Origin of the sequence: Bacillus sp. Marseille-Q1617, from assembly GCF_903645295.1 — a bacterium.
GTDB lineage: Bacteria > Bacillota > Bacilli > Bacillales > Bacillaceae_B > Rossellomorea.
Genome location: NZ_CAHJXM010000001.1, coordinates 202,644 through 215,403, shown reverse-complemented (window position 1 = coordinate 215,403; position 12,760 = coordinate 202,644). Strand labels below are relative to the sequence as shown.

Here is a 12,760-nt window from a genome sequence, read left to right as displayed (position 1 = left end):
ATAAAACAGATATTTTTCCAATTCACATATTATTTTTCTGACCCAATCACAACTCTAAAAAAGCTGCATTCTCCTTTCACCCAAACAAAAAAGCAGCCCATAAAGAGCTGCTTTTCCTATTTGCCTGGCGACGTCCTACTCTCACAGGGGGAGAGCCCCCAACTACCATCGGCGCTGAAGAGCTTAACTTCCGTGTTCGGCATGGGAACGGGTGTGACCTCTTCGCCATAATCACCAGACGAATATTCAATTGAAGGTTTGTTCCTTCAAAACTAGATAAAGGATTGATGTCAAGAAAGCCGAGTATCGACCAATGTGTTCATTTTAAAATGACTCTTTGTGGTTAAGTCCTCGATCGATTAGTATCAGTCAGCTCCACATGTCACCATGCTTCCACCTCTGACCTATCTACCTGGTCATCTTCCAGGGATCTTACTCACATAAAGTGATGGGAAATCTCATCTCGAGGGGGGCTTCATGCTTAGATGCTTTCAGCACTTATCCCTTCCGCACATAGCTACCCAGCGATGCCTTTGGCAAGACAACTGGTACACCAGCGGTGCGTCCATCCCGGTCCTCTCGTACTAAGGACAGCTCCTCTCAAATTTCCTGCGCCCACGACGGATAGGGACCGAACTGTCTCACGACGTTCTGAACCCAGCTCGCGTACCGCTTTAATGGGCGAACAGCCCAACCCTTGGGACCGACTACAGCCCCAGGATGCGATGAGCCGACATCGAGGTGCCAAACCTCCCCGTCGATGTGGACTCTTGGGGGAGATAAGCCTGTTATCCCCGGGGTAGCTTTTATCCGTTGAGCGATGGCCCTTCCATGCGGAACCACCGGATCACTAAGCCCGACTTTCGTCCCTGCTCGACTTGTAGGTCTCGCAGTCAAGCTCCCTTGTGCCTTTACACTCTGCGAATGATTTCCAACCATTCTGAGGGAACCTTTGGGCGCCTCCGTTACTCTTTAGGAGGCGACCGCCCCAGTCAAACTGCCCACCTGACACTGTCTCCCACCCCGATAAGGGGCGCGGGTTAGAATTTCAATACAGCCAGGGTAGTATCCCACCAACGCCTCCACCGAAGCTGGCGCTCCGGCTTCCAAGGCTCCTACCTATCCTGTACAAGCTGTACCAAAATTCAATATCAGGCTACAGTAAAGCTCCACGGGGTCTTTCCGTCCTGTCGCGGGTAACCTGCATCTTCACAGGTACTATAATTTCACCGAGTCTCTCGTTGAGACAGTGCCCAGATCGTTACGCCTTTCGTGCGGGTCGGAACTTACCCGACAAGGAATTTCGCTACCTTAGGACCGTTATAGTTACGGCCGCCGTTTACTGGGGCTTCGATTCGCACCTTCGCTTGCGCTAAGCACTCCTCTTAACCTTCCAGCACCGGGCAGGCGTCAGCCCCTATACTTCGCCTTACGGCTTCGCAGAGACCTGTGTTTTTGCTAAACAGTCGCCTGGGCCTATTCACTGCGGCTCTTCGAGGCTATGCACCTCAAAGAGCACCCCTTCTCCCGAAGTTACGGGGTCATTTTGCCGAGTTCCTTAACGAGAGTTCTCTCGCTCACCTTAGGATTCTCTCCTCGCCTACCTGTGTCGGTTTGCGGTACGGGCACCTTTTTCCTCGCTAGAGGCTTTTCTTGGCAGTGTGGAATCAGGAACTTCGCTACTATAATTCGCTCGCTGTCACAGCTCAGCCTTCACGATGATGGGATTTGCCTCATCATCAGCCTAACTGCTTAGACGCACATATCCAGCAGTGCGCTTACCCTATCCTCCTGCGTCCCCCCATTGCTCAAACGGAAAAGAGGTGGTACAGGAATATCAACCTGTTGTCCATCGTCTACGCCTATCGGCCTCGACTTAGGTCCCGACTAACCCTGAGCGGACGAGCCTTCCTCAGGAAACCTTAGGCATTCGGTGGATGGGATTCTCACCCATCTTTCGCTACTCATACCGGCATTCTCACTTCTAAGCACTCCACCAGTCCTTACGGTCTGACTTCACTGTCCTTAGAACGCTCTCCTACCACTGACACCTAGAGGTGTCAATCCACAGCTTCGGTGATACGTTTAGCCCCGGTACATTTTCGGCGCAGAGTCACTCGACCAGTGAGCTATTACGCACTCTTTAAATGGTGGCTGCTTCTAAGCCAACATCCTGGTTGTCTAAGCAACTCCACATCCTTTTCCACTTAACGTATACTTTGGGACCTTAGCTGGTGGTCTGGGCTGTTTCCCTTTCGACTACGGATCTTATCACTCGCAGTCTGACTCCCATGGATAAGTCTTTGGCATTCGGAGTTTGTCTGAATTCGGTAACCCGATGAGGGCCCCTAGTCCAAACAGTGCTCTACCTCCAAGACTCTTACACATGAGGCTAGCCCTAAAGCTATTTCGGAGAGAACCAGCTATCTCCAAGTTCGATTGGAATTTCTCCGCTACCCACACCTCATCCCCGCACTTTTCAACGTGCGTGGGTTCGGACCTCCATCCAGTGTTACCTGGACTTCATCCTGGACATGGGTAGATCACCTGGTTTCGGGTCTACGACCACATACTCATTCGCCCTGTTCAGACTCGCTTTCGCTGCGGCTCCGTCTCATCGACTTAACCTTGCATGGGATCGTAACTCGCCGGTTCATTCTACAAAAGGCACGCCATCACCCGTTAACGGGCTCTGACTACTTGTAGGCACACGGTTTCAGGTTCTCTTTCACTCCCCTTCCGGGGTGCTTTTCACCTTTCCCTCACGGTACTGGTTCACTATCGGTCACTAGGGAGTATTTAGCCTTGGGAGATGGTCCTCCCAGCTTCCGACGGGATTTCACGTGTCCCGCCGTACTCAGGATCCACTCAAGAGGGAACGAAGTTTCAACTACAGGGTTGTTACCTTCTTTGACGAGCCTTTCCAGACTTCTTCGTCTACTCCGTTCCTTTGTAACTCCGTATAGAGTGTCCTACAACCCCAAGAGGCAAGCCTCTTGGTTTGGGCTACATCCCGTTTCGCTCGCCGCTACTCAGGGAATCGCATTTGCTTTCTCTTCCTCCAGGTACTTAGATGTTTCAGTTCCCTGGGTCTGCCTTCCATACTCTATGTATTCAAGTATGGATATTGTTCCATTACGAACAATGGGTTCCCCCATTCGGAAATCTCCGGATCAAAGCTCACTTACAGCTCCCCGAAGCATATCGGTGTTAGTCCCGTCCTTCATCGGCTCCTAGTGCCAAGGCATCCACCGTGCGCCCTTCATAACTTAACCGAATTGGTTGTTAAAAGGTGTTAAAACCTAAAATGGCGATACTCGGTAATTTCTTGACTATCAATTTATCTTTATCTAGTTTTCAAAGAACAAGGCTACTGATTTACTTCACATCGTGAATCGCATCAGTGAGTTCTCTTCGTGCTGCCTTGCGCTGAGGTGAAGACAACATCTTCGAATCAGCTTTGCCGCAAGCGCAAAGAAAATAAGAATTACTTGTTGTAAAACAAGTAATATCATTTTGATGGAAATCAAACCATCAAAACTGAACAAAACTTCGACTGTCAAACGTTCCATAAAATATTCCTTAGAAAGGAGGTGATCCAGCCGCACCTTCCGATACGGCTACCTTGTTACGACTTCACCCCAATCATCTGTCCCACCTTAGGCGGCTGGCTCCAAAAGGTTACCTCACCGACTTCGGGTGTTACAAACTCTCGTGGTGTGACGGGCGGTGTGTACAAGGCCCGGGAACGTATTCACCGCGGCATGCTGATCCGCGATTACTAGCGATTCCAGCTTCATGCAGGCGAGTTGCAGCCTGCAATCCGAACTGAGAACGGTTTTATGGGATTGGCTAAACCTCGCGGTCTCGCTGCCCTTTGTACCGTCCATTGTAGCACGTGTGTAGCCCAGGTCATAAGGGGCATGATGATTTGACGTCATCCCCACCTTCCTCCGGTTTGTCACCGGCAGTCATCTTAGAGTGCCCAACTGAATGCTGGCAACTAAGATCAAGGGTTGCGCTCGTTGCGGGACTTAACCCAACATCTCACGACACGAGCTGACGACAACCATGCACCACCTGTCACTCTGTCCCCCGAAGGGGAAAGCCCTATCTCTAGGGTTGTCAGAGGATGTCAAGACCTGGTAAGGTTCTTCGCGTTGCTTCGAATTAAACCACATGCTCCACCGCTTGTGCGGGCCCCCGTCAATTCCTTTGAGTTTCAGTCTTGCGACCGTACTCCCCAGGCGGAGTGCTTAATGCGTTAGCTGCAGCACTAAAGGGCGGAAACCCTCTAACACTTAGCACTCATCGTTTACGGCGTGGACTACCAGGGTATCTAATCCTGTTTGCTCCCCACGCTTTCGCGCCTCAGTGTCAGTTACAGACCAGAAAGTCGCCTTCGCCACTGGTGTTCCTCCAAATATCTACGCATTTCACCGCTACACTTGGAATTCCACTTTCCTCTTCTGCACTCAAGTTCCCCAGTTTCCAATGACCCTCCACGGTTGAGCCGTGGGCTTTCACATCAGACTTAAGAAACCACCTGCGCGCGCTTTACGCCCAATAATTCCGGACAACGCTTGCCACCTACGTATTACCGCGGCTGCTGGCACGTAGTTAGCCGTGGCTTTCTGGTTAGGTACCGTCAAGGCGCCGCCCTATTCGAACGGCACTTGTTCTTCCCTAACAACAGAGTTTTACGATCCGAAAACCTTCTTCACTCACGCGGCGTTGCTCCGTCAGACTTTCGTCCATTGCGGAAGATTCCCTACTGCTGCCTCCCGTAGGAGTCTGGGCCGTGTCTCAGTCCCAGTGTGGCCGATCACCCTCTCAGGTCGGCTACACATCGTCGCCTTGGTGAGCCGTTACCTCACCAACTAGCTAATGCGCCGCGGGTCCATCTGTAAGTGGTAGCGAAAAGCCACCTTTCAACAGTTCCTCATGCGAGGAACTGAGTTATCCGGTATTAGCCCCGGTTTCCCGGAGTTATCCCAGTCTTACAGGCAGGTTACCCACGTGTTACTCACCCGTCCGCCGCTGATCAAAGGGAGCAAGCTCCCTTTGATCCGCTCGACTTGCATGTATTAGGCACGCCGCCAGCGTTCGTCCTGAGCCAGGATCAAACTCTCCGATAAAAGTTTGAATAGCTCTTTTTGCAACGATTCAATCGTTGCGGTAAATCTAGAATTAACGTTGACGTATTGTCTTGTTTTGTTCAGTTTTCAAGGTTCAATTTGTTGATGCGCTCCGTTTGAAGCGACCTAACCATCATATCAAGAATGAGGCGCTCTTGTCAACAACTTTTTTAATAAGTTTTTCTATTAAATTTAGTTGTTTTCGCGTCTCACTTGCGACGGTTTTTAAAGTATATCAACCATTTCGAGTTCCGTCAACAGTTTTCGCTAAATTAATTTAAACTTTTTAATAGAGTCTATTCCTGTACCTATCTTCTCTATCTTTAATGCTCCATACTTCCGCTTCTGCGACCCTTTATTATTGAATCGGAACTCCACCTCACGTCTTACCTGCACATAGAGATAGTGTCGAAATCCGGGCAGAAAATCCCTTTCACCGATGGAGCCCCCCACTCCATATACCTCCTTTCTTCTATATAAAAAGAAAACCCCGCTCCGATACTTAGACCGGTGCGGGGTTTTCATCTTTCACTAATCGATCTTGATGATGTTTTCGTCGTTGCGATTCACTTTACCTGTCTTTTCAAGAGTCACTTGCTGACCCTCTTTAAGATTTGTGAAGACGATCGGCGTCATAATAGAAGGCGCATTTTCTTTGATGTAGTCTAAGTCTACTTCCAGTAATGGTTGACCTGCTTCTACTTGGTCTCCCTCTTTTACCAGTGCTTCAAAGCCTTTACCTTCAAGTTTGACTGTATCGATTCCGACGTGGATCAGCACTTCTCGTCCGTTCTTGGATTCCAGGCCAAGAGCGTGCTTAGTCGGGAATACATTAACGACTTTACCATCGACAGGAGAAACGATTGTTCCTTCTGATGGTACGATCGCAAATCCATCTCCCATCATCTTGCCAGAGAATACTTGGTCCGGCACTTCTGTAATTTCTTTGATTTCACCCGTGATAGGCGCTACAAATTTTTCGTTCTTTTCTTCTTCTGTTGTTTGAAGAGCATCAGGATTCACTTCTTCAATTTGTTGTTCCACTTCTTCATTCGCACTTGTTTGCGCTTTACGTGGAGCTTTACCACGCATAATGTCTTGCATTTGCGATTTCAATGTATCAGATTTAGGGCCAAAGATCGCCTGAATGCTGTTACCTACTTCAAGCACCCCTGAAGCACCTAACTTCTTAAGTCTTGGCTTATCCACATTTTTCGCGTCGTTTACCGATACACGAAGACGCGTGATACATGCATCTAAGTGAGAGATGTTTTCTTCTCCACCCAGCGCTTCAAGAACATTGTATGGAAGTTCGCCCGCTGTACCTGTACCTGCATCTGCGTCGTCTTCATCTTCCACTTCTTCACGACCAGGAGTCATCAGGTTCCATTTGCGGATCGCAAAACGGAATCCGAAGTAGTAAATGACTGCAAATACCAGACCTACAGGGATGACAATCCATGCATTTGTCTGCGGGTTGATAAGACCAAATAAGATATAGTCGATCAGACCGCCTGAGAATGTCATACCAATTTTAACATCCAATAGATGCATCGTTAAGAATGACAGACCTGCGAAAATCGTATGGATACCGAATAGTACCGGTGCTACGAATAAGAATGAGAATTCAATCGGTTCTGTAATACCTGTCAGGAATGATGTTAAAGCAGCAGATCCCATGATCCCTGCTACAACCGCTTTACGCTCAGGGCGTGCTTCATGGTAGATGGCAAGTGCTGCTGCGGGAAGACCGAACATCATGAACGGGAATTTACCTGTCATGAAGGTACCTGCTGTCAGATCTTGAACACCGTCTTGAATTTGTTTCATAAAGATTGCCTGGTCACCGCGGATGATGTTCCCGGCTTCCGATGTGTACGTTCCAAACTCAAACCAGAATGGTGAGTAGAAAATATGGTGAAGTCCAAATGGAATTAGAGCACGTTCGATTACACCAAAGATAAAGGCTGCAAACGCTCTGTTTTCACCTAGCATAAAGTTCGAGAATGCATTCAAGCCGTTTTGGATCGGCGGCCAGATTAAAAGCATTAATAATCCCAGAACAACCGCAGAGGCTGCTGTTGCAATCGGAACGAATCGTTTACCAGCGAAGAATCCTAAATATGAAGGAAGTTCGATTTGGAAGAAACGATTATACATATACGCTGCCAGAATACCGACGATGATACCGCCGAATACCCCGGTTTGAAGTGTAGGGATCCCAAGAACAAGTGCATAGGCAGGGTCCACCCCTTCACCTGTTACATCACCGATTCCCAATCCTTCCACAGTTCCCATCGTGACATTCATAATCAAGAAACCAACGATGGCTGCTAGTCCGGCAACACCTTCACCGCCAGCAAGCCCTATGGCTACACCGACTGCGAAGAGGAGTGCCAAGTTTCCAAAGATGATTCCGCCAGCTTGTTCCATGACACTGGCAACCATTTCGACTCCGCCGCTTGCAAGGAATGGAGCAATTTCTAATAAAGTAGGATTCTGCAGGGCATTACCAAATGCAAGCAGAAGTCCGGCAGCCGGTAAAATCGCAACTGGAAGCATAAGTGCTTTACCGACTTTTTGTAAGACGCCAAAAGCCTTTTTAAACATAAAAGTTTTCCTCCTTTTAATGGATAAATAGTGTTTTATTTCAGCAGATGAGATGATAGCTGCAAACAAAAAAGGCATGAGAAAAGAGGATAATGAACGTATAAGGATAGACTACCCCAAAAAATACGTTTCAATTATCTTCTTTACTCATGCCTGATCGAATCAGTAACACGTAAGATAGATAAGTACATTATTTAACTTTGTTCTGGATACGCTGCAGATGCATGGTTAAGTATACTGCTTCTGCGTCATAAACAGGTTTCTTCAATGTTTGCTGCATCATCTTGATCAGCTTCCATGATAAATTATAGCAGAGAGGGTATTCCTCTTTCAACAGTTTTGCGATTTTTTCCGGTTCCTCGACACGTTCCTCACGCAGGACACGCTCGATTGTATACCGAATATGACGCACAAGCCTCATATAGTCTACGCTTTCCTTGTTGATTTTCACGTCCAGCTGCTGTTCGATCATAGACGTAAGCCTTGAAATAAGCTGAGAATGCTGATTCACTTCTGAAAGATCTTTATTCATCATGGCACTGTGGATATGAAGAGCAATGAACCCCACTTCCCCTTCAGGCAGGTTCACATCTGTCATATCATTGATCATTTCCACAACTTCGCGGGCTATTTCGTATTCAAATGGATAGAGAGTCCTCGTTTCTACTAAAAAGGGATTGCGGATTTCCATCCCTCTCATCAGCCGGTTGATGGCAAAGAGAATATGGTCGGTCAGGGCAATATGGATATGTTCGTTCAAAAAAGAATTCGTGCGCTCTCGTATCAATTCGATGGCCGAGATGATGACGTTGGAAATATCCTCATTAAGGAAGGGCAGCAAGTTTTTATACTGTTCCTGCTCTTTCTCACCTTTCAGGACGAACATTTTTTCAGCTATATCGTTTTGAATCGGGTCTCCTTTTTTCCGGTTAAACCCAATTCCTTTTCCGATCAGTACAACTTCCCCATAATTCGCATGCTGGGCGATCAGCACATTGTTATTCAATGCTTTTTTTACACTTAAAGTAGACATATGAATTTCTCCCCATCATTTCGACCATTTTCGACAGTATCCGATTTCATGATTTTAACGAAAATGAACACATATTTCAATTAAATATAATCCCCATTAGTATTACATTCTCTTCTGTCCTCCCACATCCTTTTTTCAAAAAGAAAAAACTGACCTCAATAAGAGATCAGTTCCCAAAAAATATTATGCGATAAATATAAAATACAGTACAAAGATGACGAACAGTCCGTACATGATCGGATGGATTTCTTTTGTCCGGCCTTTCATGATCATAGTGATTGGGTAGAAGATAAATCCGATTGCTATACCTGTTGCGATGCTGTAAGTCAGCGGCATGGACACGATCGTCAGGAATGCCGGTACAGCCACTTCGAATTTCTTCCAGTCAATTTCACCTAATGACGATACCATCAGCACACCTACGATGATAAGTGCGGGAGCCGTGACCGGTGCAGTAATGACCTCAAGCAGCGGGAAGAAGAATATGGACAGCAAGAATAGAACGCCCGTGACTACTGAAGCAAATCCGGTTCTCGCTCCTGCCGCAACCCCTGCAGATGATTCAATATAAGATGTCGTCGTTGAAGTACCAAGAATAGCCCCTACAACAGTGGCACAAGAATCAGCGAACAGCGCTTTACCTGCACGCGGAAGCTTGTTATCTTTCATTAACCCTGCCTGATTCGCCACTGCCACAAGTGTACCTGCTGTATCAAAGAAATCGACAAATAAGAAAGTAAGGACGACAACAAGCATCTGGATGGTAAAAATGCTGCCTGCATCCCCAAACAGCGGATCAAGCGCTGCACCAAAGGTCGGGGCAAGGCTAGGTGCCGCGTCCACTACACCCTTCGGAGTGTCGATGAGACCGACAATCATACCTACAATTGCAGTGGCGACCATTCCTATGAAAATGCCGCCTTTTACACCTTTTGTCATTAAGATCACAGTGAGGATAATTCCAAAGATCGCAAGTAAGGTGTTACCGTGAGTCAAATCCCCGATCCCTACAAGTACAGCATCATTATTAACGATAATTCCAGCATTTTGAAAACCGACAAATGTAATGAAAAGTCCGATACCGGCTCCGACTGCAAACTTCAATTCAGCCGGGATGGAGTTAATGATTTTCTCGCGAATTCCAGTCAACGTCAGTAAAATAAAGATTATTCCTGAAATTAAGACACCCGTTAAAGCCGATTGCCATGAAACGCCCATTGTCAAAACAACCGTATAAGCGAAAAATGCATTAAGCCCCATTCCCGGTGCAAGTGCGATCGGGTATTTGGCGAGGAGCCCCATGATCAATGATCCGATTGCAGCAGCTAAAGCTGTGGCTACGAACACGGCACCGGAGTCCATTCTCATACTGTCCGGAAGATCCGGTACCGATTGGAGTGTCAACGTCAACGGATTGACAACAAGTATATAAGCCATTGAAAGGAAGGTTGTCAGTCCCCCGATGATTTCTCTTCTGTAATTCGTCCCCAGTTGTTCAAACTGAAAGAAATTCTTCATTTCTGTAGTTCCTCCCTTGTGCGTCGCAGATTTCAAAATAAAAAAGCTCTGAACTACCGAGAGTTCAGAGCTTTGACTGTAAGATAAAAAACAGATAGGACAGCAGCGCTAAAATGAAGTCCTTCCATCAATCACCTCGTAGTCAAGCCATTTACGGTAGCTTGGTAGAAACGCTCGGGCCCTATTCCCGAAATTATACGACGTAACAATAAAATATTAAGATTTATTATGACATGACTATTGTACCAACGAACGACAGAGCGGTCAATAGAAAAACCGAACATTTTATAAAATTAATTATAAAATGTTCGGTTTGAGTTCAGGGCGGGCATTATTTACCCTCATTTATTTTACCGATCGTTTACTCCCACTCGATGGTAGCAGGCGGCTTACTCGTTACATCATACACGACGCGGTTAATGTGATCGACTTCATTTACGATGCGTGTCGAAATCTTCTCAAGAACATCCCAAGGAATACGTGCCCAGTCGGAAGTCATACCGTCAATCGACGTTACGGCACGGATTCCGATCGTGTAATCATATGTTCTGGCATCTCCCATGACACCTACACTGCGGATATCAGGTAAGACAGTGAAGTACTGCCAGATATCACGGTCAAGGCCGGCTTTCTTGATTTCTTCGCGAAGGATATAGTCCGATTCCCGCACGATTTCAAGCTTCTCTTCAGAAATTTCTCCAAGCACGCGAATACCAAGACCCGGACCAGGGAACGGCTGTCTCCAAACGATCTCGTCCGGAATACCAAGCTCTGAACCTAACGCTCGCACTTCATCTTTAAATAAAGTATTTAACGGTTCAATCAAAGTGAACTGCATATCTTCAGGAAGTCCCCCGACGTTATGATGGGACTTGATCGTTTGTGCAGTCGCTGTCCCGCTTTCTATGATATCCGTATAAAGTGTCCCTTGAGCAAGATACTCGATACCTTCTAATTTCGTTGCTTCGTCATCGAAGACGTAGATGAACTCGTTTCCGATGATTTTACGCTTTTGTTCAGGATCAGATACACCTTTCAACTTGTCGAGGAATCTGTCCTGGGCATCCACTTTGATCACGTTCATGTTAAAGCCGTCAGCGAATGTTTTCATGACGCTGTCCGCTTCCCCTTTACGGAGAAGGCCGTGATCAACGAAGATACACGTCAACTGATCGCCGATCGCTTTATGGATAAGGACTGCTACGACAGAAGAATCCACACCGCCGCTAAGGGCACAAAGGACTTTTTTGTCACCGACTGTCTGACGGATCTTCTCCATTTCCATATCGATGAAGCTTTCCATCGTCCAGTCGCCTTCGCAGCCGCATACTTCAAATACGAAATTCTTCAGCATTTCATTCCCGTGTACAGAGTGGCGAACTTCCGGGTGGAATTGTACGGCATAAAGATTTTTCTCTTCGTTGCTCATGGATGCGATCGGGCATGATGGATTTGTAGCATTTACATCAAAGCCTTCAGGAGCTTCTACCACAAGATCCCCATGGCTCATCCATACGACTTGTTCATCTTCAAGGCCGGAGAAGAGTTTTGATGTTTTCTCGATATTGATGGCCGCTTTCCCGTATTCACGGTGCTTGGCACGCTCTACCTTACCGCCGAAATGCATCGTCATCAACTGCATACCGTAGCAGATACCAAGAATCGGTACATCCAGGTCAAAAATCCGTTCATCACAACGGAATGAATTTTCACCGTATACGCTGTTCGGGCCGCCCGAGAAAATGATTCCGGTCGGATTCATTTCCTGGATTTCTTCGAGGGTGATGGTGTGCGGGTGAAGTTCACTGTACACCCCGAATTCACGAATTCTTCGTGTGATTAACTGATTGTACTGACTTCCAAAGTCTAAAACGACGATCATTTCCTGATTATGCAATTCCTCTTTACCTAGCATTCAGTTCACCTCATCCATTTATTTATCTCTCTTTTGTGTATGATTCCCTTACCATCCACAAATACATCCTTTTGTTAGCAATTCTTTAAAAATTGTGTTCTGTTTCTAGCCCTAACAGAGACCGTTCCATTCCGCTGCAGGCACTTGCTTTCCGCGGGGAGGAAGTCAAGCCTCCTCGGCGTTCCGCCTGCGGGGTCTCGACTTTTCCTCTATATCCCGTCGGAGTCAAGTGCCTTCCGCTCCAATCCACCCTTGGTTACTTATAAGAATTGTTGATTGGGATTCTGGAAACATACAGTTGTATTAACTTTCCCAAGCTGTTGATTGGAGTGCAAGACGAAGACTCCTGCGGGAGGTGAGACTTGTCCAGCTCTGGCGGCTAGCCCCTCGAGGTCATAAGCTAAATGGTCCAAGAAGGCAAAAAGCGCCTTCCCGGCCCATTCATCTTATGCTTGTCGGGGCTGAACGAGCCGCCTCCGCTTTTCTACCCGGAGGCGATAGCCGAGGAGGCTCACGGGTCACCCGCGGAAAGCGTAGTCTTGCACG

General features: G+C 47.2%; 4 protein-coding genes, 3 rRNA genes and 1 riboswitch. All 7 genes read right to left on the bottom strand.

Annotation, left to right across the window (positions count from 1 at the left end; genetic code table 11):
- Nucleotides 1-122 precede the first annotated feature (122 nt).
- Nucleotides 123-239, bottom strand: a 5S ribosomal RNA gene (rrf, locus tag HWX64_RS01175).
- A gap of 100 nt (nucleotides 240-339) precedes the next feature.
- Nucleotides 340-3,275 (bottom strand): 23S ribosomal RNA (locus HWX64_RS01170).
- Nucleotides 3,276-3,586: 311 nt separating this feature from the next.
- Nucleotides 3,587-5,138 (bottom strand): 16S ribosomal RNA (locus tag HWX64_RS01165).
- The 16S, 23S and 5S rRNA genes sit together here, the layout of an rRNA operon.
- Before the next feature lie 531 nt (nucleotides 5,139-5,669).
- Nucleotides 5,670-7,748 carry a glucose-specific PTS transporter subunit IIBC gene (gene ptsG / locus HWX64_RS01160; RefSeq protein ID WP_175986568.1) on the bottom strand — a complete coding sequence of 693 codons (2,079 nt, stop codon included), beginning with the start codon at nucleotides 7,746-7,748 and terminating at the stop codon, nucleotides 5,670-5,672.
- A 190-nt stretch (nucleotides 7,749-7,938) separates the two neighbouring features.
- On the bottom strand, nucleotides 7,939-8,781 hold the full coding sequence (gene glcT, locus HWX64_RS01155; RefSeq protein ID WP_175986566.1) for a glucose PTS transporter transcription antiterminator GlcT: 843 nt from the start codon (nucleotides 8,779-8,781) through the stop codon (nucleotides 7,939-7,941).
- 183 nt (nucleotides 8,782-8,964) lie between these two features.
- Nucleotides 8,965-10,299 (bottom strand): NCS2 family permease, encoded by a 1,335-nt coding sequence (locus HWX64_RS01150; RefSeq protein ID WP_175986565.1) that lies wholly within the window; start codon nucleotides 10,297-10,299, stop codon nucleotides 8,965-8,967.
- 119 nt (nucleotides 10,300-10,418) lie between these two features.
- Nucleotides 10,419-10,520: riboswitch (purine riboswitch) on the bottom strand.
- Between the two features lie 140 nt (nucleotides 10,521-10,660).
- Nucleotides 10,661-12,214, bottom strand: a complete 1,554-nt coding sequence (guaA, locus tag HWX64_RS01145) for a glutamine-hydrolyzing GMP synthase (RefSeq protein ID WP_175986563.1) — start codon at nucleotides 12,212-12,214, stop codon at nucleotides 10,661-10,663.
- Between the last annotated feature and the right edge of the window lie 546 nt (nucleotides 12,215-12,760).